This window comes from Rickettsiella endosymbiont of Litargus connexus (assembly GCF_964277335.1).
GTDB lineage: Bacteria > Pseudomonadota > Gammaproteobacteria > Diplorickettsiales > Diplorickettsiaceae > Aquirickettsiella > Aquirickettsiella isopodorum.
This window is the reverse complement of the sequence record NZ_OZ195516.1, coordinates 499,110-522,123: the sequence shown is the minus strand read 5'-3', so window position 1 is coordinate 522,123 and position 23,014 is coordinate 499,110. Positions and strand designations below refer to the sequence as shown.

24 protein-coding genes and 1 other RNA gene are annotated in these 23,014 nt (G+C 36.9%); 9 read left to right on the top strand and 16 right to left on the bottom strand.

Annotated features, from left to right (window positions below; translation table 11 throughout):
- Window positions 1-32 precede the first annotated feature (32 nt).
- From ftsL to rnpB, 4 genes are all read right to left on the bottom strand, one after another.
- Window positions 33-374 (bottom strand): cell division protein FtsL, encoded by a 342-nt coding sequence (gene ftsL / locus ACICP9_RS02290; protein WP_395498511.1) that lies wholly within the window; start codon window positions 372-374, stop codon window positions 33-35.
- The gene (gene rsmH, locus ACICP9_RS02285; RefSeq protein ID WP_395498509.1) at window positions 371-1,306 is read right to left on the bottom strand and encodes a 16S rRNA (cytosine(1402)-N(4))-methyltransferase RsmH; all 936 of its coding nucleotides are present in this window, start codon (window positions 1,304-1,306) and stop codon (window positions 371-373) included. The genes ftsL and rsmH overlap by 4 nt, the downstream gene beginning before the upstream one ends.
- 10 nt (window positions 1,307-1,316) lie before the next feature.
- Window positions 1,317-1,772: a division/cell wall cluster transcriptional repressor MraZ gene (gene mraZ, locus ACICP9_RS02280; RefSeq protein WP_395498507.1), complete on the bottom strand. Its 456-nt coding sequence runs from the start codon at window positions 1,770-1,772 to the stop codon at window positions 1,317-1,319.
- Between the two features lie 199 nt (window positions 1,773-1,971).
- Window positions 1,972-2,439: RNase P RNA component class A (rnpB, locus tag ACICP9_RS02275), an RNA gene on the bottom strand.
- An 84-nt stretch (window positions 2,440-2,523) separates the two neighbouring features.
- Here rnpB and ACICP9_RS02270 point away from each other — a divergent pair.
- On the top strand, window positions 2,524-3,642 hold the full coding sequence (locus ACICP9_RS02270) for an anhydro-N-acetylmuramic acid kinase (RefSeq protein ID WP_395498505.1): 1,119 nt from the start codon (window positions 2,524-2,526) through the stop codon (window positions 3,640-3,642).
- Here the strand turns inward: ACICP9_RS02270 and erpA are convergent.
- From erpA to ACICP9_RS02240, 6 genes are all read right to left on the bottom strand, one after another.
- Window positions 3,639-4,019, bottom strand: coding sequence for an iron-sulfur cluster insertion protein ErpA (gene erpA, locus ACICP9_RS02265; protein ID WP_395498904.1), 381 nt, complete (start codon window positions 4,017-4,019; stop codon window positions 3,639-3,641). The genes ACICP9_RS02270 and erpA overlap by 4 nt on opposite strands.
- A gap of 157 nt (window positions 4,020-4,176) precedes the next feature.
- Complete coding sequence (locus tag ACICP9_RS02260; RefSeq protein WP_395498503.1) at window positions 4,177-4,605, bottom strand: protein YgfX; 429 nt, start codon at window positions 4,603-4,605, stop codon at window positions 4,177-4,179.
- Entirely contained in the window at window positions 4,595-4,843 is a 249-nt protein-coding gene (locus ACICP9_RS02255; RefSeq protein WP_395498501.1) for a succinate dehydrogenase assembly factor 2, read from the bottom strand. The genes ACICP9_RS02260 and ACICP9_RS02255 overlap by 11 nt, the downstream gene beginning before the upstream one ends.
- 34 nt (window positions 4,844-4,877) lie before the next feature.
- Window positions 4,878-5,420, bottom strand: coding sequence for a hypothetical protein (locus ACICP9_RS02250; protein ID WP_395498499.1), 543 nt, complete (start codon window positions 5,418-5,420; stop codon window positions 4,878-4,880).
- An 84-nt stretch (window positions 5,421-5,504) separates the two neighbouring features.
- Entirely contained in the window at window positions 5,505-5,903 is a 399-nt protein-coding gene (ccmE, locus tag ACICP9_RS02245) for a cytochrome c maturation protein CcmE (protein ID WP_395498497.1), read from the bottom strand.
- 55 nt (window positions 5,904-5,958) lie between these two features.
- Window positions 5,959-7,023, bottom strand: a complete 1,065-nt coding sequence (locus ACICP9_RS02240; RefSeq protein WP_071662414.1) for a GMP reductase — start codon at window positions 7,021-7,023, stop codon at window positions 5,959-5,961.
- A 286-nt stretch (window positions 7,024-7,309) separates the two neighbouring features.
- Between ACICP9_RS02240 and polA the strand changes: the two genes are divergently transcribed.
- From polA to ACICP9_RS02200, 8 genes are all read left to right on the top strand, one after another.
- Window positions 7,310-10,009: a DNA polymerase I gene (polA, locus tag ACICP9_RS02235; RefSeq protein WP_395498495.1), complete on the top strand. Its 2,700-nt coding sequence runs from the start codon at window positions 7,310-7,312 to the stop codon at window positions 10,007-10,009.
- Window positions 10,010-10,330: 321 nt separating this feature from the next.
- Window positions 10,331-10,612 (top strand): RNA chaperone Hfq, encoded by a 282-nt coding sequence (hfq, locus tag ACICP9_RS02230; RefSeq protein WP_071662520.1) that lies wholly within the window; start codon window positions 10,331-10,333, stop codon window positions 10,610-10,612.
- Window positions 10,605-11,813 (top strand): ribosome rescue GTPase HflX, encoded by a 1,209-nt coding sequence (gene hflX, locus ACICP9_RS02225; protein ID WP_395498493.1) that lies wholly within the window; start codon window positions 10,605-10,607, stop codon window positions 11,811-11,813. The genes hfq and hflX overlap by 8 nt, the downstream gene beginning before the upstream one ends.
- A 517-nt stretch (window positions 11,814-12,330) precedes the next feature.
- On the top strand, window positions 12,331-13,515 hold the full coding sequence (gene hflK / locus ACICP9_RS02220; RefSeq protein WP_395498491.1) for an FtsH protease activity modulator HflK: 1,185 nt from the start codon (window positions 12,331-12,333) through the stop codon (window positions 13,513-13,515).
- Entirely contained in the window at window positions 13,512-14,438 is a 927-nt protein-coding gene (hflC, locus tag ACICP9_RS02215) for a protease modulator HflC (RefSeq protein WP_395498489.1), read from the top strand. The genes hflK and hflC overlap by 4 nt, the downstream gene beginning before the upstream one ends.
- Window positions 14,439-14,534: 96 nt before the next feature.
- Window positions 14,535-15,821 carry an adenylosuccinate synthase gene (locus ACICP9_RS02210; protein ID WP_395498487.1) on the top strand — a complete coding sequence of 429 codons (1,287 nt, stop codon included), beginning with the start codon at window positions 14,535-14,537 and terminating at the stop codon, window positions 15,819-15,821.
- 144 nt (window positions 15,822-15,965) lie between these two features.
- Window positions 15,966-16,763, top strand: a complete 798-nt coding sequence (locus ACICP9_RS02205; protein ID WP_395498485.1) for a class I SAM-dependent methyltransferase — start codon at window positions 15,966-15,968, stop codon at window positions 16,761-16,763.
- 14 nt (window positions 16,764-16,777) lie between these two features.
- Window positions 16,778-17,680 (top strand): class I SAM-dependent methyltransferase, encoded by a 903-nt coding sequence (locus tag ACICP9_RS02200; RefSeq protein ID WP_395498483.1) that lies wholly within the window; start codon window positions 16,778-16,780, stop codon window positions 17,678-17,680.
- A 16-nt stretch (window positions 17,681-17,696) separates the two neighbouring features.
- Here ACICP9_RS02200 and ACICP9_RS02195 read toward each other — a convergent pair whose 3' ends face one another.
- The 6 genes from ACICP9_RS02195 to rfbG form a co-directional block, all read right to left on the bottom strand.
- A complete protein-coding gene (locus ACICP9_RS02195) occupies window positions 17,697-18,635 on the bottom strand; it encodes a transketolase family protein (RefSeq protein ID WP_395498481.1) in 939 nt (312 codons plus the stop codon).
- Entirely contained in the window at window positions 18,632-19,411 is a 780-nt protein-coding gene (locus ACICP9_RS02190) for a transketolase (RefSeq protein ID WP_395498479.1), read from the bottom strand. The genes ACICP9_RS02195 and ACICP9_RS02190 overlap by 4 nt, the downstream gene beginning before the upstream one ends.
- A gap of 14 nt (window positions 19,412-19,425) precedes the next feature.
- On the bottom strand, window positions 19,426-20,484 hold the full coding sequence (locus ACICP9_RS02185; RefSeq protein WP_395498477.1) for an NAD-dependent epimerase/dehydratase family protein: 1,059 nt from the start codon (window positions 20,482-20,484) through the stop codon (window positions 19,426-19,428).
- 15 nt (window positions 20,485-20,499) lie between these two features.
- A complete protein-coding gene (locus tag ACICP9_RS02180; RefSeq protein ID WP_395498475.1) occupies window positions 20,500-21,474 on the bottom strand; it encodes a glycosyltransferase family 2 protein in 975 nt (324 codons plus the stop codon).
- A 64-nt stretch (window positions 21,475-21,538) separates the two neighbouring features.
- Entirely contained in the window at window positions 21,539-21,946 is a 408-nt protein-coding gene (locus ACICP9_RS02175) for a GtrA family protein (RefSeq protein ID WP_395498473.1), read from the bottom strand.
- 7 nt (window positions 21,947-21,953) lie between these two features.
- Window positions 21,954-23,006 carry a CDP-glucose 4,6-dehydratase gene (rfbG, locus tag ACICP9_RS02170; protein ID WP_395498471.1) on the bottom strand — a complete coding sequence of 351 codons (1,053 nt, stop codon included), beginning with the start codon at window positions 23,004-23,006 and terminating at the stop codon, window positions 21,954-21,956.
- Between the last annotated feature and the right edge of the window lie 8 nt (window positions 23,007-23,014).

Here is a 23,014-nt window from a genome sequence, read left to right as displayed (position 1 = left end):
AAGACCCTTTATAAAAAGATCGAATAGCATTTTTAAACAGACTTCGTTAATAAAACCGTGTTTTTCATTTCAGGAATTCGCATTCCTAATTCTTGTTGCGCTAAAGTTTGTATTCTCACTGGCGCCACCCAAGTATTTTCTTCGAGTAATAATTGGCCCCATTCGGTTTTTAAATGATCGTAATCTTGCTGACTTGCTTGTAACTGACTATATAAATTACGCTGTACGGTTTTTATATAAATCACTGAGAGTGCTGAAGACAATACGGCAAGTATTAATAAAATGAGCCCTAACATCTTTAAGGAAATGACCCAACTTTGCCCTCGCTCCCAAGTTAAAGAACTTTGTGTTAAAGCACGTGCTGCCATATTCATGATATTTTCTCCGCAATTCGTAACACAGCGCTACGCGATCGTGGATTCGCTTTAATCGCATACGCATCCGGTTTAATCCTGCGACCTAAATTTTTTAATTTAGGCTCCCATTTAGCTGGCATGAAAGGTAGCTTTTTTAATTCCACCGCTTCATGAGTATGCTGGCGAATAAACCGTTTTACGATTCGATCCTCTAACGAATGAAAGCTAATAACTAATAAACGCCCACCTATCTTCAACACTTCCAAACTTTGTTCTAAGCAGACTTTTAAATCTTCCAACTCATTATTAATTCGAATGCGTATTGCTTGAAAGGTTTGCGTAGCAGGATGTTTATGCCTCTCCCAACGAGGGTGAGCTAATTTCACTACATTCGCTAAATGAACTGTCGTTGCAATAGGTCTTAATTTCCGTTCTTCTCCTATTGCTCGAGCAATACGTTTTGCATAACGTTCTTCGCCATAATCCTTTAATACTTGTGCAATTTCCTTCTCTTGTGCACAGGCTAGCCATTCTGCTGCGCTGATTCCTGTTTTTGGATCCATGCGCATATCTAATGGCCCATCTCGTAAAAAACTAAATCCTCTATCCGCTTGATCTAATTGAGGGGAAGAAACCCCTAAATCTAATAAGATTCCAGCGACCTGACGCATAATACCTTCGATTTCTGCTATGGCTTTTAGACGCTTAAATGAACCCTGGTACACTTTAAAGCGCTCATCATGACCCCATTGCTGTTGCGCATAAGCCACGGCTTCAGGGTCCTTATCAATAGCAATTAATCTTCCTTTAGGTCCTAAATTCTGTAAAATTTGCCCTGCATGCCCACCACGCCCAAACGTGGCATCCATATAAATTCCATCCACATCAATGGCTAAATTTTCAACAACCTCTGCCAATAAAACCGGTTGATGCTGCTCTTGTTTTTGCATCGACAAACGCCTACAACGCTAAATTCTGTAACTCATCAGGTAACTCTTCCGGTTTAACGGTCTCTGAAATCCATTGAATACGATAATCGTCCCATTCTCTAGCGCTCCACAATTCAATTTTTCTACCTTGACCTACGACCATAATTTCTTTTTCTAAATGTGCATAATTTCTTAACACTGCTGGCAATAAAACTCGGCCATTGGTATCGACATCCAAATCAGTTGCATGACCTATCAGTAATCGTTGAATACGCCGCACAGCTGGATTAAAACTGGGTAAGGCCTGCAATTTTTCTTCGATGATTTCCCATTCCTGTAAAGGATAAAGCAATAAACAAGGAGACTCGGTATCGATAGTGAGTACTAGTTGAGGTTCTTTATCTGTAGGTAGTAACTGTCGATAGCGAACCGGTAACTTGATCCGGCCCTTCGCATCGAGCACTACCAAATTTATACCCCGAAACATAATTTATCCCATTTTTGCCCACATTTACCCACTTTTTGCCACTTAATTACACTATAGGAATTAGAATTGCTTCTTGTCAAGCATTAGCTGGGCTTAGATAAAATTGATGGGGAGTTTTGTGTTTAATAAGCACAAAATGAGCCGATACAGAAAAAAATATTTAGCGAATTAATTACCTTAATGGTAATACTTTTTAAAAAAAGAGAGTTAGCCGATAAGCCGGGTTCTGTCGTGGACAGTCATTCATCTAGGATATACGTCACCATACATCTCAAGCGACCTACCCGAACCTAGCGTGGGCCACGCCTAAAAGGTTCCTATTTGGTCTTGCTCCAAGTGGGGTTTGCCCTGCCATCACTGTTACCAATGATGCGGTGCGCTTTTACCACACCTTTTCACCCTTACCCAGCTATACTCTTCACACTTGAATTTTTGGCTGTGTTGGCGCTCAACTCGCAATCCTCATGTATTTTGGATATACATGTTGACTGCACGAACGCGGCACTTGCCAAACATCCAATTGCTGTGAGTATATAATTTAACTAAGGCGGTATATTTTCTGTGGCACTTTCCGTAGGCTTACACCTCCCAGGCATTACCTGGCACTTTGCCCGATGGAGCCCGGACTTTCCTCTGTAGAAACTACAGCGACTGTCTAGCCAACTCTACTTCAGCTTAGCGTACTATTTTTTCCCTATGCTTTGCAATACAATTAAAAAGTTTTATTCTCCTATTTATTAATGATGGTTTAATGAAAAAATTATATATAGGTTTAATGTCAGGCACGAGTATGGATGCAGTGGATGTTGCATTAGTCGATTTTTCAAATAATCAACCCAAATTACTTGCTACCTATAAATCCCCTTTACCTCATCGGTTACGTAAAGAACTCAATAAACTTTACTCTATAGATTCAATTAACATAGTAAAATTTGCTGAACTCGATCAAAAAATCGCATTAATTTCGGTGGAAGCCGTTAAAAAACTATTAGAAAAAAGTCAATGTTCTGCCAAAGATATTTTAGCGATAGGTAGCCACGGGCAAACTGTTTTTCATTATCCCCACCTTTCAAATTATCCATTTACTCTTCAGATTGGCGATCCCAATATCATTGCAGAAAAAACCGGTATTACGACCATTGCGGATTTTCGTCGGCGAGATATTGCCGCCGGAGGTCAAGGAGCGCCCTTAACGCCGGCTTTTCACAACACGATTTTACGCAATAAAAAAGAAGAGATTATCGTGTTAAATCTCGGTGGAATTGCCAATATCACTTATTTACCTGCTGATCTAAAAGCGACAGTTTTAGGCTTTGATACGGGTCCTGCGAATTGTCTACTCGATCAATGGATACAATATCATCTTAAACGCTGGTTTGATGACGAGGGTGCTTGGGCAGCAAGTGCCTCTTTTGACCAAGCCTTGTTAAACCAATTTTTATCTGATCCTTATTTTCAACTAAAACCCCCAAAAAGTACTGGGCCCGAATATTTCAATTTCAAATGGATACAGACACAACTTGCTTTGCTAAATCAACCGCCCGCACCTGCTATAGTGCAAGCAACTCTTTGCGAGCTGATTGCTGTCAGTATTTCGAAAGCTATATTAAGCTTTAAAAGTACGCATGGCGTGATTTTACTCTGTGGGGGAGGAAGTAAAAATACTTATTTAAGAAAACGCATCCAACAACATTGCCGCCACCATCCTATCTTATTAACCGATGATCGAGGAGTACCCAGTGATTGGCTAGAAGCAATGGCATTCGCATGGATTGCAAAACAAACTTTAGAAGGCAAATCCAGTAACCTCCCCGAAGTAACCGGCGCTAAAAACGCAACCATACTCGGTGGAATTTACTTAAAAACTTAAGCGGCAAAAGAAGAACCGCAACCGCACGTGGTTTTAGCATTCGGATTACGGATAATAAACTGTTCCCCCGTTAAATCCGATTTATAATCTATTTCTGCACCGACTAGATAAGCAAGGCTCATAGGATCAACGAGTAACTGAATGTTGATAGGGCAATGATCTCCAGCATCTTCTTTAACGATAGCTTTGGTTATCACCGTATCATCGTCATTGATAGTCTCATCGAAACTAAATCCGTATTGAAAACCAGAACAACCACCACCCGTAATAAATACACGTAGTTTTAACTGAAAATTCCCTTCTTCAGTAATCAGCTCCCCTATTTTGTTGGCTGCATTTTCAGTCATAACAATCGGCTGCATTTCAGACAGAGACATCTCTGGAGGCAAATTTTGTGTCGATGTTATTTCTGACATAAAGACCTACTCGTATGGGGAATTGGGTAAAAATTATACATCATTTTGCGAGCTAGGCCTATCCTAAGCCTATCTATTCGTAGAAATAGCTGAGCCCTGAGAACATCCCTTTGAGCATTTAATTAACACTCTGTAATTGTCTTCTCAACTGCTTAAAATCCTTAAAATTTAAACTATCCGGCAATAAAACTAAAGAAATTTTAGTTTTTTTCTTATTTAAAGCAACAAAATTTAATAGCACAAAATAGCGGGTACAAATGCTATCATCCGCCAAATGTTGCATACTCACTTCACCAAGATTATTCCTTAATTGCCAACAACCGATGCTTTGTTGTTGCCAAAATTCAATGATAGAATAAGGATTATTTAATAAGACATATTGGCAAAAAAGCGTCACAAAACTCATCAAACAAGCCAAACTTAACAGTAATTTAGTCCACCAGGGCCAGGGCAAAAAGCACAAGCAAGCGATAGCGCCACCATGAACCACCAGGAGTAAAATAGCTAAATAATAAGAAGATTTTAAACGATAAAAATTAGCCGCCACAACTTATCCGTTCCATTAAAGCTTGCATCGCTCTATCTGTCATGGGCTGACGCTTAATTAAATAAGAATAAAGTTCTTGATCAGGATAAGTTAACAATCGTTCAAATAAATCTTGATCATCAGGCACTAAAGTTAGATAGTTTTTATCGAAAAAATCCTGTAAAATGAGATCTAATTCTAGCATTCCGCGCCGACATTGCCAACGTAAACGTTGTCGTTTTTCTTGCAAATTTTTCATAACGAGAAGTGATAATCTCTGCCAAAATCAAAAGTTAGTTAACTAGAATATCACGAATTTGCCGCTGACTACTATCACCCATAATAGCATAGCCTGCGGCATGAGGAAGTTTATCCTGATAGATTTTGGAAAAATTGCTGAGATAGTTAGGATTAAAAAAAATACTTTTCACACCTAAGCTGGATAAAGTCACATAATTAGCACGTAACCCTAAAGGCGTTTTTTTCAAAAAAAGTAATTCTAATTCTGGATAAAGAGGGTCCCTGTCTTGTATCGTATTTTTGTTAGTTTTTTCAACCAAAGCAAAAATATCACGGGTTTCAAGAAGATCATCCCGATGATCTTCTGCAGATTGGGTCGGATGAACCACTAAGAATCCAGAATTTTCAGGCAAAAAGCTAGGATAATCAGTATTTTTAATACTGAGATCCAACACTAAGGCTCGAGTTAATGGTCGAAATCCCATAAAAAAAATTTCTTCGCTGGGAAAAAATCGAGTCAATAAAATATACGCTAGACTAGCTATCGCCACTAACAAAACCGCTATCAGTATTTTTAAGCTAGTCATTTTGGTCATTTTATTTCCCTATCATTTCGACAAAAAAGATAAAAATTAATCTAGTATACTGTTCGTATCTTGATGACTACGCGTTCAATAAGTTTATTTGGCAGGCCGATATCGTTCATCATGTTTTGCCAGTACTTGTTTGGCTTGCATAATACCCCCCGGATCCAAACTCCCTTCAACCACCACTGACTGTCCCTCACGGAACAAATCCGGTAGCACCCCTTGATATTCAACTAGCACATTATGCGACGCATCACTCACTACAAAAGAAACTAACAATTGTTGCTCATTTTGTTTCACGGTGCCTTTTTTAACTTGCCCCCCTAAACGAAAAAGTCGACCTGGGGTTACGTGTCGTTCAGCGAGTTGGGTAGGTGTATAAAACAAATTAATGTTTTGTTTTAACGCATAGAGAGATAAACCAATAACAAATGCAGCCACCATTATCATGAACAAAACGAAATTTAAACGTTTTCTTTGGAGCACATTCATTGCATTTTTTTGTCCGTAGTCCTAAAAGAAATAGCGACTCTATTTTAGAGAACAACTAAGTATTAGTAATCCGTTCATTGACTTGTAACGCTGCAAAAACTTCATTGAATTGTTGAGTAACACGCAAAAAAGTGGTGCGTTTAGAAAGTTCTTTCAAACGCTGCGCACCCACATAAGTGCAGGTAGAACGTAATCCGCCTAAAATATCAAGTAGGGTATTTTCGACCTTACCTCGATAAGGAATATTAACTGAACGACCCTCACTAGCACGATAGTCATTCATCTTACCATGATGTTTATGCATCGCCTCACTTGAACTCATTCCATAAAATCGCATAAACAATTGGCCATTTTCCTCTACCTTTTCACCCGCACATTCTTCGTGACCGGCCAGCATACCCCCTAGCATAACAAAGTCTGCTCCTGCAGCAAATGCTTTAGCGACATCACCCGGTGAAACGCAGCCACCGTCTGCACACAAATGCCCGCCTAAACCATGTACTGCATCTGCACATTCTATGATAGCGGATAATTGAGGATAGCCTACACCTGTTTTCAAACGGGTTGTACAAACAGAACCCGGACCGATACCGACTTTAACAATATCAGCTCCTGCTAAAACCAATTCTTCAGCCATTTCAGCCGTCACTACATTACCCGCGATTAATGTTTTTTTAGGATATTTTTTTCGTAATGCTCGAATACTATCAACAAAACGTTGCGTATAACCATTAGCAACATCAATGCAAATAAAAGGACTCGGTGCACTTTTAATAATTTTTGCCAGCATATCGGCATCTTCCGGTTTAATTCCTGTCGTCGGGAAACAATAAGAAGTCAGTTTAGCGTGTTGAGTAGAAAATTTTTTCCAGTCTTGTAAGCTTGCAAACTTATCAATCGCGGTAAGTAATTTATGATGTGCTAAGCTTTTCGCCATAGCAAAAGTACCCGTATGATCCATATTCGAAGCAATAATAGGAATACCTTTCCATGAAAGCCGTGAGTGCTTAAAGGTATAGTCACGAGTTAAATCCACATCGGCACGCGTTTGCAACGTGCTGCGTTTCGGCCTAATTAACACGTCTTTAAAATCTAATCTTATTTCGTGCTCAATGCGCATAGTGTAACCTCATGACTTATTGACAGACTCGCTGCATAGCGCCACACAGCGAGTTTAATCACTTTTTACCAGGATCTACAAAAATAAACCGCGTGTAGATATAGTAAGCTTTAAAATGGGCTATGTTATCATATCATTGAACACGACAACGAAACTGCTAGCTTAAATTCTAACGCCTAACTTTCAATACGCATCGTTTTGGTTATGAAAATGCTGCTTTCTAAACACTAGACTTGCGCGTTTATCCGTACAAGCAAATCTATCAATACTGCTGGAAAGAAGTCTTATGAAAAAACCCCTGGTCCTAGTCGATGGCACTTCCTATCTATACCGTGCTTTTCATGCACTTCCGCCGTTAAGTAATTCTAGAGGGGAACCCACCGGCGCCGTTTATGGTGTCATTAATATGCTACGCAGATTAATTAAAGACACTAACCCAGAGTATATGGTAGTGGTTTTTGATGCTAAAGGTAAAACTTTCCGTGAAGAATTATATACGGAGTACAAAGCTCATCGCCCTACGATGCCAGATGACTTACAATTCCAAATAGAACCTCTCTATGCCATCGTGCGTGAATTAGGCTTACCACTCATTATCCATTCAGGCGTTGAAGCCGATGATGTGATAGGGACTTTAGCCGCTAAAGCAGTACAACAACAGCTACCGGTTTTAATTTCTACCGGTGATAAGGATTTTGCGCAATTAGTTTGCGAACACATTACCTTAGTGAACACCATGACCAACTCTCGATTAGACTATCAAGGTGTCGTTGATAAATTTGGTGTCACTCCAGAACAAATAACCGATTATTTAAGTTTGATTGGTGATACGGTGGATAATGTCCCTGGAATTCCCAACGTAGGACCAAAAACTGCAGCAAAATGGCTGAATCACTATGGAACTCTGGAATCACTGATAAAAAACGCCCATGAAATTAAAGGCAAAGTAGGAGAAAATCTTAAAGCCCATCTCGACAAACTCCCCTTATCGCGTCAATTAGTTACGATTAAAACTGATGTCGACCTCGAGTTTGACTTAGAAAAATTTCGGCCCCAAGCTCCTGATACTTTAGCGTTAATGAATAGCTATAAAAAACTAGAATTCAAAGGATGGATGCGCGAATTAGAAAAAAATTTAGATTTAAGCAGCCAAGCCAACGATAAAAACCTATCTACACAAACCGCTTATTCATTAATTCTCGACGAAGAAGCTTTTCAAGTACTTTTAAAACAATTAATAACAAGTAAACTCTGGGCATTCGATACTGAAACAACGAGCTTAGACGTCATGCAAGCCGAACTGGTCGGTCTATCTTTTGCCATTCAATGTAAAAAACCTGTGTATATCCCCCTGGCCCATAATTATCCAGAAGCACCCAAACAATTATCTAGAGATTGGGTTTTACAACAATTAAAACCTTTATTTGAAGATCCTAAACAACTAAAAATAGGTCATAACTTAAAATATGATAGCGGCATACTGGCGAATTATGAGATCCCACTACAAGGGCTTCACTTTGATACCATGTTAGCGTCTTATTTACTCGATAGTGCAAGTAATTCACATAGCCTCGATAGTGCGGCAATAAAACATCTGGACCATAAAACCATACGTTTTGAAGAAATCGCTGGTAAAGGGTCAAAACAAAAAACATTTAATCAAATCGATATCCAGGAAGCCGGTCCTTATGCTGCCGAAGACGCCGATATTGCTTTACGGTTACATGAAATTCTTAAACCGCAATTACAGACTTTAGCAGGTTTATCTAAAGTTTTTAGCGACATTGAAATGCCGTTAATACCCGTATTATCCCGCATTGAGCGCCACGGGGTGTTAGTCGATGCACAATTACTAGAAAAACAAAGTCGTTCGATTGCAAAACGTTTATTAAAACTTGAAGAAGAAGCCTACCAATTGGCCGGTAAAACCTTTAACTTAGGATCTCCAAAACAATTACAAACGGTGTTATTTGCGGAGCAAGGCTTACCTATTTTAGAAAAAACACCCAAAGGCCAAGCTTCAACCTCTGAAAGTGTTTTGCAAGCACTCGCTATAAAATTTCCGCTAGCTAAAGTCATTTTAAGGCATCGAAGTTTAAGTAAATTAAAATCAACCTATACAGACAAACTTCCATTACAGATTAATCCAAAAACCGGTCGTATCCATACCTCTTATCATCAAGCTGCCGTCGTAACAGGACGGCTCTCGTCCTCAGATCCTAATCTACAAAATATTCCAGCACGCACAAAAGAAGGTCGAAAAATCCGACAGGCTTTTATTGCTCCAGCGGGCTATAAAATCCTTGCTGCGGATTATTCTCAGATCGAATTACGTATTGTTGCCCACTTTTCACAAGATAAAGGCTTATTGGATGCGTTTGCACGAGGTCTTGATATTCACAAAGCCACTGCAGCAGAGGTTTTAAATATTCCCTTAGATCAAGTGTCACATGAACAGCGTCGTAGTGCTAAAGCGGTCAATTTTGGCCTCATTTATGGAATGTCTGCCTTTGGCTTAGCCAGACAACTAGGCATTTCACGTGAAGAAGCTAAAAATTATATCGATCGCTATTTTGCTCGTTACCCTGGCGTAAAAGACTATATGGAGCGAACACGGCAACAAGCTCATGAACAAGCTTATGTCACGACCTTATTTGGACGTCGTTTGAATTTAGCCTTTATTAATTCCAGTGATCCTTTACAACGTCGAGCCAGTGAACGTGCTGCAATTAATGCTCCCTTACAAGGTAGTGCAGCAGATATCATAAAAAAAGCGATGATCACTATTGATCATGCTTTAACTCAGCAAGCTCTTAAAGCACATATGATTATGCAAGTTCACGACGAACTGGTGTTCGAAGTCGCCGATGAGGATCTTAAGTCAGCAAAACAACTGATTGAAGATTTAATGGTCAATACCACACAGCTGTCCGTTCCCCTCATGGTCGATACTCAGATAGGATCGAATTGGAACAAAGCCCTTTAACTAGAAGAGCGTCATTTTATCTTAAATATACCAAAAATTACCTATTAGGTATAAAATGACGGACCTTAAAAAAATCCGAAATTCATTTTTTATCACTATTTTTATGGGAATATCCTGTTCTCTTGAGCGGATGAACCGATAGACTACACGCTTACATTCTCCCTGACTCCCCACTGACCGGACAAACTCTTAATGTTCAGGGCTATGCCCTATGCATTTCCCATGCTAAACTTACTGCGCTTGGTTATAAGCTAAATAAATTTAAGACCAAGGCTTTTTGAGATTATATTTATATTTAAAATTTGCATGGAGAAGCTAATTATGTCTAAAGGGCAACTACAAGATCCTTTTCTAAACGCATTGCGTAAAGATAAAGTTCCTGTTTCGATCTATCTTGTTAACGGGATTAAACTTCAGGGTTTAGTCGAATCATTTGATCAGTTCGTAGTGTTATTAAAAAACTCAGTTAGCCAAATGGTCTACAAACATGCTATTTCAACAGTCGTTCCAGCAAAGAATGTTAAATTAGCAAGTATTGATGAAAGCAATGATCTACAAAATTGTAATGTGACTGACGAGGAACTAGAAATCAGTAATGCTTGAACGTCCCCAAAGCGGTGAGCTAGCGCTTTTAGTCCATATTTATTTTAAAAAATATGAACAAGAAGAAATAGTAAAAGAATTTCAGGAGCTAGCTCTAGCAGCGGGCGCCCAACCGATGGCTCTCATCACTGGGCGACAACGTCGGGCTCAAGTAAAATATTTCATTGGCTTAGGTAAGCTTGAAGAAATAGTCACTGCCGCCATTGCACACCGATCGCAGTTAATTCTATTTAATCATGATCTCAGCCCCGCTCAAGAACGAAATTTAGAACAAAAATTACATTGTCGTGTATTAGGGCGCACCGGATTAATCCTCGATATTTTTGCGCGACGTGCACGTACTTTTGAAGGGAAATTGCAGGTTAAGCTTGCGCAATTAGAACATCTCTCCACTCGGCTGATCCGTGGTTGGACACACTTAGAAAGGCAACGCGGTGGTATTGGCTTACGCGGTCCTGGCGAAACACAATTAGAAACGGATAAACGTTTAATTCGACAACAAATTAAAGTGATAAAAAAACGTTTAGAAAAAGTTCGCTCGCAACGTGCGCAAAGTCAGCGTGCAAGAAGAAAATCTCACACACCCTATATCTGCTTAGTCGGTTACACCAATACCGGAAAATCTACATTGTTTAATCGGTTAACTAAATCAACCGTTTTCGTTGCCAACCAGCCTTTTGCGACATTAGATCCCAGTATACGTCGTATGCCTCTTAATGACGGACAAATAGCCATTTTGGCCGACACGGTGGGTTTCATACGTCATTTGCCTCACCCTCTAATAGCCGCTTTTCGTGCAACATTAGAAGAAACCCAACAAGCCGATCTATTATTGCATGTAGTCGATGCCACTAATACAGAAAAGAACGAATGTAACCAAGCGGTTCATGACGTTTTAAAACAAATACACACGGATCACATTACTCAATTAGTCGTCATTAATAAAATCGATCGACTTGAAAATTACTCGCCTCGCTTAGAACGCAATGCAGTAGGCCTACCGACTAAGGTTTGGATATCTGCTCAATCGGGCATAGGTATCAAGCTATTAAAACAGGCAATCATCGAATGTCTTGCATATCAAAGCAGTACCGAAAATTCTTATCGGTTTAATCTCCCGCTAGCAGATCTAGATGCCTCCCTTAGCCTCACACGACGGGATGAAAAAAACTCAATAATGCCTAAAATGCCGTTTATTTAGAGTTTATTCGGTTTTTCTAGCACCAAATTAAACGATAGCTTAAATGCCGTCTCAGACTTTTAACCACGCATTTCTGAATTAATAGTTGCTAGAATGGCTCAGCATGCCTAAAATGCTCCTCTAAGTGGAGGTTATCTATAGTTAGATTAGTCAATCCGTTAGGTTCATTAATACAAAATCTAGCGTAAAATCTAATGAAAAGTGAAAATACTTAACACCGACCGACTAAAAAGCGGTAAACTGTGCTGTAAAAACAATAGATTCGTATACTCGCCGTTATTTGGATATTTTGACAAATACCGTGAAAAAGATGACAAATTGAGCAGTAACAGACAAAAATTCAAGTGTAAAAAAGAGTATAGCTTCTTAAGTTTGTAGGTTTCTAAATATAAACTAGTTTGTTTTAAAGAATCGTATTAATGCTTCCAAAACAATTCCTAGTCAAATCGCAAGAATATTGCGATAGAAAAATATAAGCTTTGGAAAAATCTTAAAAAGCTAACAATTGGAGCATACTATGCCCTGGAACGAACCGGGTGATCCCAGCAAAAACAAAGATCCGTGGACAGGACGACCCAAACAGACTCCTCCCGATCTCGAAGCCTTTTTGCGTGATTTATTTAAAAAAATTATTGCTTTATTCAAATTAAGAATTTTGAATAATAAATCGGGACTTGCTCGCCCATTGATCCCCACAAAACTTAATGCAAAGGCAATCGGTCTAATTTCGATCTTCTGCTTACTCGCATGGCTTGTGATCGGTTTTTTTAAGGTTAATCTGGATGAGTCCGCCGTTATTACACATTTTGGAGTGTATCGCGCTACGGAAGGTTCTGGCTATCATTGGATTTTAAAGCCATTCCAACACGTTACCATAATCAATTCCGGGAAAGTCAGTAAACTTTCTACTACGGTTAAGCTGCTAACACACGATGAAAGCAAAATTGCTGTTGATGTCAACATTGATTACTCAATTGTTAATCCACACAATTATCTTTTTAACAGTGCTCATCCTTTACTCAGTTTACAAGCAATCATACACAGTGCAGTTAATCACACGCTCAGCCAATTTACTTTAAATCAACTGCTCACCACTTCACCTCTTGCATTGGCCAATAATTTACAAAAACAACTCAATACATCAATGATAAAAGAACAAACCGGCTTAGCTATCAAAAATATTGAATTAGGATCCATTCAAATTCCAAAACAACTACACGCTGCTTTTACGGATGCCGCTAATGCTAAACGGGATCAAGAGCAACTTGAAAAATTGGCTAATGTTTATGCGCTTCAAGTAGAACCACGTGCTAAAGCAGAAGCACAACGACTGATAGCGGATGCCAAAGCTTACCAACAACAAACTGTTTTAAACGCTAAGACAGAAATTATTCGTTTTTTAGCTTTATTACCTCCTTATGAAGCCTCTCCTTCATTGACAAGGAAACGGCTTTATTTAGATGTCTTACAAACGATGATGGCACATAGCAATAAACTGGTTGTTGCTAATAGTGCTCACACCAATTTTTCCTTAACACTCAATCAATCCAGTACCCTACCCTCTATAAACACAACTAAATTAAGCCCTATCAGTGCGGCAGATACTAACGATAAAAAAGAGATTACTGCTAATAAAGAACCTAGTAATAAAAAAAATAATACTATCCCCAGTAGTTACAATATTTCCGGAGGATATGAATGATCATTCTAAGAAAAAAAATTCATTTGCTCTTAGGCTTTTTAGTCTGTTTATCTTTTATTCTTTACCAAAGCATCACTATCGTACCCGAAGGCCATCGGGCTTTATTAGTGTCTGAAGAAAAATTAATGTCTAATGGACAAGAATCAGATTCGGTTCTTAAACCGGGTTTACACTTTATAATACCCTTTTTCATGCGACCGATATTGCTCGATAATCGCTTGCAAACACTAATATTTAGTGAAAAAAGTGATGAAAAGAACTCGCCAGAAAACCCCCTTACTATCGACTATTTTGCGAATTGGCACATTAGCGATCCTATACGCTATTATCAACAAACAAAAAATAATTTCCAACAAATTAAATTGTTAATCGGCCAGCAATTAGCTAGCTTATTCAATAACAAGAATACGCCTATTCCTTTTAGCCAACTTATCTTACAGGGGACAACGACGCAACAAAACTCCGTTTTGTCTGCAGCGAATAAACAACTCAAAACAGCAGGTATTCAGCTTACACAGATTGGTTTTAAACAGCTCCACTTATCTGCTAACGCCAATACACGATTACTAAACAGTATGAGTACTGAGCAGGAAAATAGTGCCATTACCCAACGTGCCGAAGGCAAAGCCCATGCCGAGTTGATTCGTGCCAACGCGGATAATTCAGTGAGCTTAATTTTAGCTAAAGCAAAAGAAGAAGCGGCACAAATTCGTGCGCAAGGAGATGCCGAAGCCGCTAAAATATATAATAAAGCCTATAATAAAAATCCAGAATTTGCTGCTTTTTATCTCAATCTACAAGCCTATCAACAAGGCTTTAATCAAACTCCAGTGAATAATTTTTTATTATTAAACACGAAAGATGAACACTTCAAATTAGAAAAAGATCAAATAAATAAAAACAAAATTAAATTAACCAATTAAACTAACCGCATGAAGAAAGTACGAATTATGCCACTATCTTTTCTCTTTAGTTTAATTAACGTATCAAAGTATTTGTTATTGGGTGTTTTTTAAATCATGACAAAAACGATCATTATAGTGGGTTGCCAATGGGGCGACGAAGGGAAAGGAAAAATTGTTGACTTGCTCACACAACATGTTAAAGCAGTCGTACGCTTTCAGGGAGGACACAACGCCGGACATACTTTAGTTATCCAAGGAAAAAAAACTATTCTACGTTTAATTCCCTCTGGAATTTTACATGCAGGAGTAGAATGTTTAATTGGGAATGGCGTGGTGATTTCACCGGAAGCTCTACTCAAAGAAATGGAAGAATTAGAACAGCAAGGCATTCCTGCACGCCAACGTCTCAAACTCAGTGCAACCTGTCCTATTATCTTACCCACACATATCGCACTCGATGAAGCACGCGAAAAAAGCGGAAAAAATGCCATTGGAACAACAAAACGTGGGATAGGACCTGCCTACGAAGATAAGGTAGCGCGACGTGGTTTACGGCTTTGTGATTTTTTCCATCCGCAGCAATTCGCTGAAAAATTAAAAATACTTTTCCACTATCACAATTTTTTACTTGATCATTATTATCAGGCTCAAACGATAGATTACGAGAAAGCTTGTACGCATTTATTAGCATTAGGTAAACAGTTAGTTCCTCTCATTACCGATATCCCTGCACTCTTAGCAAAATATCATGAAGAAAAGAAAGCCTTATTATTTGAAGGGGCACAAGGTACCTTTTTAGATATCGATCAAGGCACTTATCCATTTGTCACTTCATCGAATACCATTGCCGGTTCTGCAGCTACAGGTAGCGGTTTAGGAATCCGTTGTTTTGATTATGTATTAGGTGTCAGCAAAGCCTATAGCACGCGTGTTGGGAATGGCGTCTTTCCCACGGAATTGCAAGATCAAGACGGAGATACTCTTAGAGATCGCGGGAATGAATACGGGAGTGTTACCAAACGTCCACGTCGTTGTGGATGGTTAGATACAGTTTTATTGCGCCGTGCAATCCAGCTAAGTAGCGTCTCTGGCTTATGTCTGACTAAACTGGATGTATTGGATACATTACCTTACATTAAAATTTGCACTGCCTATCAATTAGGATCTCAGGTACTCACCGACTTACCTTTAAATCCAGAAGATCTCACACAATGCATTCCACTGTACGAAGAACTCCCTGGGTGGCAAACACCGACAACGCCGATTAAAGAATTAGCCAAATTACCAAAAAATGCCCAGACTTATTTAAATCGTATCGAAGCATTGGTTGGCGTACCGATAGTCATTATTTCCACTGGTGCAGATAGAGATGAAACAATTATTTTGGAGAAAATTGTTTAACTTCTCCAATTCTAAACTTTTTATTTTGGTTTCGGAAACTATTATGGAATCCGCTTTACTCCCAAGGAAATTGTATAATATAAGAATTTAGGAAAAAAATTTTTGGCTTCAATTTTTTATTTAAAGGATGAAATGGTAAATTGTATGCGTCTTAAAAAAAAATCTTTTAACCCTGAAGAGCAATTAAAACCCATTCCAGTCACTTCTCCCATAGATAATCCTATCCTTTTCTACATCCGTTGCTTATTTGATTTACAGCTCAAAACTATTACTGACTTTCTACGCCCTAAATTAGGTAATATTTGTAATTCAGTGCTTGACATTGGCGCTGGAAATTCTCCATGGAAAAGCTTTTTAGGTAAGGATGTTAACTATATCGGTTTGGATACTCATGCCTCTAAAGATTTCAATATGAAAAAAAATGACGAAATCATTTATTATTCGGGTGGAATTTTTCCATTTTCTGAAAACAGATTTAATCATGCGTTATGCATAGAAGTTTTAGAGCATATTTTTGATACAGAAACTTTTTTAAGTGAAATTTTTAGGTGTTTAGCCCCCAATGGTAAACTTATATTAACCGTTCCTTGGTCAGCTCGAAGGCATCACCTACCGTATGATTACTTTCGTTTTACACCTGAAGCTCTCGAGCAACTTTTCTTCGATAAAGGTTTTGCTGATATTAAGATAGAAACAAGAGGTAATGATTTTGCTGTAATTTTTAATAAAATTTTATGTGTAGTTCAAAGTATGCTTTTACCGAAAAAGAAAAAACTAATGTTACTTAGCTTTCCTATTGGATTAATTCTTTTACCCAATTTATTATTATTTTTTATTCTGGCGCACCTAACAATAAAATTGAAAATTAAATCTCACTTTGATCCACTAGGATTTTCAGTCACGGCTACCAAACCTACCAATACTACGACATTCAAACCATAGATAAGAGTTTTTTTATGTCCTCCCAACGATCTTGCCCTGTTTGTAAATCTTCTAGCAAAGATGCAATACTTTTTCAAAAAGAAAATATTGATGAAAAACGAATCTCTAGATTTAGTTACGCATCGCGTAAAGAGCCTGAATTTATGTGTCATCATTTGATTCGTTGTAAGCTCTGTGAGCTAGTTTATGCTAACCATCCACCTAATGAAAATCATTTGGCTAATGCCTATCATATTTCTGAGTATGATAGTGCCGAAGAAGCGGATGACGCAGCATTTGCTTATATTAAAACAATACAGCCTATCCTAGAAAATTTAAAAATTAAACAGAAAGTACTTGAAATCGGTTCAGGCACAGGAATATTTCTGGAATTATTAAAAAATCAGGGGTTTGTAGAACTAATCGGCATCGAACCTTCTTCTGCAGCAATTGAATCTGCCCCTAAACACCGCCAAGCTTGGTTACGAAAAGAAATTTTCCAAGAAAAAAACTTTGATCCTGGTTCATTTGATCTTATCTGTTGCTTTATGACAATGGAGCATGTCTATGATCCATTGATAATAGCGTGCGCAGCGCAACGATTATTAAAACCCAATGGGGCTTTTGTTACCGTCACTCACGACTACAATAGTTTTATAAATCGAATTCTCGGTAAGAAATCTCCAATAATCGATATTGAACATATGCAATTATTTTCCAAGAAAAGTATTTGCGAACTTTTTAAGCGTGCTAATTTTGATAACATTGGCTCAAAAGCATTTATCAACCACTATTCTTTTAATTATTGGTTACGTCTCACCCCTTTACCATTAACTATCAAAAAACAATTAAAATGGCTAAGCTCTTTAATTGGCTTTGATAAAATTAAAATTGGATTAAATGTTGGGAACCGGATAACTGCAGGATATAAATTATAATGAAAGTTAAGTAATCCTAAACTTCTAGTTTGGCAGAAATAGATAAATCCCTCAAAATAGATTCTAATAAACTTTCAGCATTTAATCCAACAGAGCAACGTAGATATGCTTGATCGCCCACTAAATGCACAACTTTTTCATCTAGGGCATAACTATGAATATGAGGACAATCTGGACCCAAACTGACAGCTAAGCTTGCCACCAAACTATTCATTCCACCAAACGGCATATGCTCTTCAATAAGAAAAATATGTCTGCTACGTCGAAGTAAATTCAAGCAGTTGCTGATTGGAAAAGGTTTTAGTAAAGGCATAGAAAACACGCCTACATTCAAATTATAACTTTCTTTTAAAAGAAGCTTTGCTTTTATAACCTCAGATAGTACCGTTCCATGACAAATAATATTAATCTCGGAAAATATATCACTTTTGAAACTTGCTTCAATATCAAAATAATCTGAATGCAGCAGAGGTTCTCCTCCCTTAGATAATCTAAGATAACTCGGACCAGAATTTTTTTTTATATAGCTCATACAAGCATCTAATTCAAAATTATCGGCAGGACTGAACACCTTCATTTTTGGTAAGGGTAACATAGCAGCCAAATCTTCTATGCCAAAATGTGTGTAACCATTTAGCCCATAAGCCAACCCTGCGCCGACAATAGTAACCACCACATTAGCGTTGTGATAACAAATATCATTGCGAATTTGCTCGAGGCAACGTAAAGTTCCAAAATTGACAATACTGTAAACAAAAACTTTTTTTCCTCTTAATGATAAGCCCGCTGCAATTCCAATCATATTTTGTTCAGCTATACCCACATTAATGAACCGCTTGGGAAATTCTTGGGAAAAAGGTTCAAGTACTGAAAAACCCAGATCGGCAGTTAAGAGATAAATAGTTTCATCTTCTCTTGCCCAGGTACATAAAAGTTGAATAAATTGATTTCTCATTGCGAAAGCTCTTTGTATGCTGCTTCATATTGCATTTCGTCAGGTGATCGATAATGCCAAATCAAAGTATTTTCCATAAAACTAACTCCTTTACCTTTAACCGTGTGAGCGATAATGACTTTAGGTAAATTCGCTTGATAAACAAAAGCTCGTTCCAATGCATCATAATTATGTCCATCCACTTCTAAAACTTCCCAGTTAAATGATCGCCATTTATTTGCAAAAGGTTCTAAATTTAATACCGCGTTAGTTAAACCAAAACTTTGTATTTTGTTATAATCAATGATAATGGTTAAGTTTTTTAAATTATGGTGAGGTGCAAATAAAGCAGCCTCCCAAATTGAGCCTTCATCACATTCTCCATCACTTAGAATGACATAAACCTTTTTATGAGTCGCTAAAGCAATTCCACAACCGACAGATAATCCATGACCCAATGCACCTGTCGATAACTCCACACCTGGAACATGAGTGGTTATATGTCCAGCAAGTCGACTACCATTCTTACAATATTCTACTAATTCTCGAATAGAAATAAAATTATAATAAGCTAAGATTGAATAGAGGGCAGCGGCCGCATGGCCTTTGCTCATGATAAGAAAATCTCGATCTGGTTTTTTAGGATATGCTGGATCAACATCCAAAATTTTCGCATATAAAATATTCAAAATATCCACTACCGAAAAGCAACTCCCTATATGAGAAGCGCGTGTAGTATAAATCATTTCTAAAATATGTTTTCTAACCGATTTTGATTGTTGAATAAGATCATGCATAAAAAATTTATAGATTAAATTAAAAATTCATTCAATTGATATTTTTTACGAAACCATTCCATAGTCAAATTTAAGGCATTCACAAAGTTAATTCGTGGTGCTAAATTTAAATGCTGTTTAATTAAAGTAATATCTGGAATGTAATTATCCTCGGCAATGCTAGATTTTATATTATTGTTAACTATCTTAATCATAACTTTTGGTTCCATACAATTCGCTATCCTATGAGCCATTTCTTCTATGGAATATTTTTCGTGGGAACCGACATTATAGGCGGTTAAATTTTTACCCTGAAAAAGAATAGTCCATAGCCAAATGCATACATCTGCGATATATAAGTAAGATCGAAAAGAGTGACCATCACCCTTTATAAGAATAGTTTCATTTTTCAAACGATTGTGAATAAAATTACCAATTGCAAAATGCAAATTCAAAGGCACATAAGGGCCAAAAAAAGAAAAACAGCGTGCAATTTTTAGATCAAATTGATACTCTCTCGCATATAAGTTACTCATATATTCAGCAATAAACTTACCTATCGCATAGGAAGGCATTAATCCAGTTGCTTCTAATCGTGAAAGATGGCTTTCATTAATTACATCCACTCCAGATTGCTTTCCATAGATAGCACCTGAACTAATAAAAAGAAATTTTTTAACACTACTATTTTTTGCAAATTCTAACGTATGTTTAGTACCCTCAATAATCGTCTCCAACATCTCCCACGAAGAAACTCTTGTATAATTGCTATCGGTTGCAGCATGTATTACATATGAAAATTTACCTTTGGGATATTTAAAATCTAGTATATTCCCTTCATAAAACTGGAGTGATTTATCATTGATTAAATGAGGACATTTTTTTAAAAAACTTTCAGCATCTCTTGTCAAAATAACTGCTTCTGCATTTAACTTTAATTTTTTATTTATCCAAACGAAACTTTCTAAAATCCAAGTTCCTAAAAATCCTGTTCCTCCAGTGATAAAAATACGTTGATCTTTTAATTCATTCCATATGGTTAATGTTTGTGAAAGTATGTCATTTAAGTCTTTACTTAGCAGATTATCAGGCATAAAAATATTTATCGATTATGAAGTGACTTTTTCATTTTGACTATTATTTTTCTGATTTATACTAAAATTAATTCGCTCTTCCTCAACCACTAAAGGTCGTTTCATTATTTTAGTATGTATCGATCCTATATATTCTCCTAATAATCCAATAAAAAATAACTGCACTGAGAAAAAAAAGAATAAGCCACATAAAATAGGCGCTATCCCCATACTAAATGCGCTCCAAAAAAATAATTTTGCCAACAAAAAAAATATCGCTAAAAAAAAGCTAAAAATTGATAAAAAAAATCCACCAATCGTCGCCAAACGAATAGGCAATTTTGAATAATTAGTAATACCCAGCATAGCCGTATCATACAAACTGTAAAAATTATTTTTTGTCACGCCATGTTTTCTAATGGGTTGAGTATAAGAAATCTCCTTTCTTACAAAACCAATATCAGATATAAAACCTCTAAAATAAGGATAAGGATCATCAATTTTTTTTATTATATTCAAAAAGGCTCGATCATATAAACCAAACCCGGTAAAATTTTTGACTAAATCAACTTCGGCAATAGCGGTAACAAATTTATAATATAGCCTTCTAATTGCAAACATAATTTTTGATTCTTCACTTTTTTCTTTAATACCAATCACAATCTTATAGCCTGACTCCCAAGCTAAAATAAAATCATAAATCATTTTCGGTGGATCTTGCAGATCCGCTGCAATTAAGATCGAAGCATCTCCATTGGTTTGTAATAATCCATAGTAAGGTGATCGGATATGTCCAAAATTACGTGTATTAATTATTATTTTCACATGGCAATCCTGAAGCGCTAGTTGTCTTAATCTATCTACCGTTTTATCTTTTGAATCATTGTCAATAAATAGATATTCATATTGGTAATGAGGGAATTGTTTAAAAATTTCTTTTATTTCCTCATATAGATAAACCACATTATCTTCTTCGTTATAACAAGGTATGACAATAGAAATTAATTTCATTGTGATCGCTGAATTATTAATTTATTAATTACTGGATAAGTCATTTTTTCTCTCCATAATTGATTTATAAAAAAACCAAATATTTATTGATTAAGTAAGATAGAGTTGCCATTAATCCACTTGCTATTAAACCACTTATATACGCATTAACTCCAAATAAACTAATAAGTTTAATTAACAAAATAAATAACAAATAAGTAATAATATTAAACACAATAAATTTTTTAATCCGTTTTATCTCTAATTTATTGAAAACTAATTTACCCATTGTAAAAAAACTAAATATAAATCCAAATAATTTTGAGAATAAACTTGCATAGAGATAATGAAATCCTATAAAAATAAAAAAAGCATAAATTCCATACCCAAATAAAGTGTTTATTCCCCCAACCACTATAAATGCTATTAACTGTTTTCTTGCTTCAAAATTTTCTTTTAGAAATTCAAAAAATAGAATCGGTTTAGCTAACATTATGAAATTAAACGAAGTTTTTCTGAAATTCATCTATTTGTGCCAGTGTGATTTCTTGCATATTTTTTTCCTTTAAATAATTTTTATACCATTCAATCGTCTTGACTATCGCTGTTTCTATAGGCCACTGACTTTTCCAAGCCAGAAACTCTTTTGCTTTAGTGGAATTTAAGCGAAGTAAACTCGTTTCATAGGGCTGTTCACTCGTATTTTGAATCCATTTTATTCCACTTTCCCAATGTTTGATGAGTGCATCAGTAAGCCAACTCACGGTTCTATCCTGCTCTTCATTAGGTCCAAAATTCCAAGCTTGAGTAAAGGAGGGTGGAGATTCAAATAATTGTTTAGCCAATGTAAGGTATCCATACAATGGCTCTAATACATGTTGCCAAGGCCGTAAAGCATTTGGATAACGTAGAAAAATATTTTTTTGTTTTATACAAGCCTTTACGACATCTGGAACGAGACGATTCTGACCCCAATCTCCGCCTCCAATAACATTCCCTGCTCGAGCAGTAGCAATATTAATTTCTTTATTTTTTAAATAGGAATAGGAATAGGCTTGTGTCACTAATTCCGAACAGGCTTTACTGCTACTATAAGGATCATAACCACCTAAACTATCTTCTTCATGATAACCTCGATCTAATTCTTGATTTTGATAACATTTATCACTAGTAACATTAACTATTGCTTTAATCGAATCTGTGAACCGTGCCGCCTCCAAAAGATTAGTCGTTCCGATGATGTTTGTGGAGTAGGTCATTAATGGTTCTTGATAGGAAAAATTAACCAATGGCTGAGCGGCCATATGGATAATAATTTCTGGCTGGTGTTTTTTTAATACCCTTTGAACTAATTCAAAATCTCTTATATCTCCAATGATACTCATCATGCTCTTGCAAAGCTGAACACTATCAAAAAGGTTAGGTTTAGTAGGCGGTTCTAGTGAAAAACCGACACAATTAGCGCCTAAAGACTGTAACCATAAAGAAAGCCAAGTTCCTTTAAAGCCCGTATGTCCTGTGATTAATACATTTTTTCCATTCCAAAATTTCATCGTAGTAT

Excerpts from the sequence above, each read along its gene's own strand:
- ftsL (WP_395498511.1), bottom strand. The coding sequence starts at position 374 with ATGAATATGGCAGCACGTGCTTTAACACAAAGTTCTTTAACTTGGGAG.
- rsmH (WP_395498509.1), bottom strand. The coding sequence starts at position 1,306 with ATGCAAAAACAAGAGCAGCATCAACCGGTTTTATTGGCAGAGGTTGTT.
- mraZ (WP_395498507.1), bottom strand. The coding sequence starts at position 1,772 with ATGTTTCGGGGTATAAATTTGGTAGTGCTCGATGCGAAGGGCCGGATC.
- ACICP9_RS02270 (WP_395498505.1), top strand. The coding sequence starts at position 2,524 with ATGAAAAAATTATATATAGGTTTAATGTCAGGCACGAGTATGGATGCA.
- erpA (WP_395498904.1), bottom strand. The coding sequence starts at position 4,019 with ATGTCTCTGTCTGAAATGCAGCCGATTGTTATGACTGAAAATGCAGCC.
- ACICP9_RS02255 (WP_395498501.1), bottom strand. The coding sequence starts at position 4,843 with ATGAAAAATTTGCAAGAAAAACGACAACGTTTACGTTGGCAATGTCGG.
- ACICP9_RS02250 (WP_395498499.1), bottom strand. The coding sequence starts at position 5,420 with ATGACCAAAATGACTAGCTTAAAAATACTGATAGCGGTTTTGTTAGTG.
- ccmE (WP_395498497.1), bottom strand. The coding sequence starts at position 5,903 with ATGAATGTGCTCCAAAGAAAACGTTTAAATTTCGTTTTGTTCATGATA.
- ACICP9_RS02240 (WP_071662414.1), bottom strand. The coding sequence starts at position 7,023 with ATGCGCATTGAGCACGAAATAAGATTAGATTTTAAAGACGTGTTAATT.
- polA (WP_395498495.1), top strand. The coding sequence starts at position 7,310 with ATGAAAAAACCCCTGGTCCTAGTCGATGGCACTTCCTATCTATACCGT.
- hfq (WP_071662520.1), top strand. The coding sequence starts at position 10,331 with ATGTCTAAAGGGCAACTACAAGATCCTTTTCTAAACGCATTGCGTAAA.
- hflX (WP_395498493.1), top strand. The coding sequence starts at position 10,605 with ATGCTTGAACGTCCCCAAAGCGGTGAGCTAGCGCTTTTAGTCCATATT.
- hflK (WP_395498491.1), top strand. The coding sequence starts at position 12,331 with ATGCCCTGGAACGAACCGGGTGATCCCAGCAAAAACAAAGATCCGTGG.
- hflC (WP_395498489.1), top strand. The coding sequence starts at position 13,512 with ATGATCATTCTAAGAAAAAAAATTCATTTGCTCTTAGGCTTTTTAGTC.
- ACICP9_RS02210 (WP_395498487.1), top strand. The coding sequence starts at position 14,535 with ATGACAAAAACGATCATTATAGTGGGTTGCCAATGGGGCGACGAAGGG.
- ACICP9_RS02205 (WP_395498485.1), top strand. The coding sequence starts at position 15,966 with ATGCGTCTTAAAAAAAAATCTTTTAACCCTGAAGAGCAATTAAAACCC.
- ACICP9_RS02200 (WP_395498483.1), top strand. The coding sequence starts at position 16,778 with ATGTCCTCCCAACGATCTTGCCCTGTTTGTAAATCTTCTAGCAAAGAT.
- ACICP9_RS02195 (WP_395498481.1), bottom strand. The coding sequence starts at position 18,635 with ATGAGAAATCAATTTATTCAACTTTTATGTACCTGGGCAAGAGAAGAT.
- ACICP9_RS02190 (WP_395498479.1), bottom strand. The coding sequence starts at position 19,411 with ATGCATGATCTTATTCAACAATCAAAATCGGTTAGAAAACATATTTTA.
- ACICP9_RS02185 (WP_395498477.1), bottom strand. The coding sequence starts at position 20,484 with ATGCCTGATAATCTGCTAAGTAAAGACTTAAATGACATACTTTCACAA.
- ACICP9_RS02180 (WP_395498475.1), bottom strand. The coding sequence starts at position 21,474 with ATGAAATTAATTTCTATTGTCATACCTTGTTATAACGAAGAAGATAAT.
- ACICP9_RS02175 (WP_395498473.1), bottom strand. The coding sequence starts at position 21,946 with ATGTTAGCTAAACCGATTCTATTTTTTGAATTTCTAAAAGAAAATTTT.
- rfbG (WP_395498471.1), bottom strand. The coding sequence starts at position 23,006 with ATGAAATTTTGGAATGGAAAAAATGTATTAATCACAGGACATACGGGC.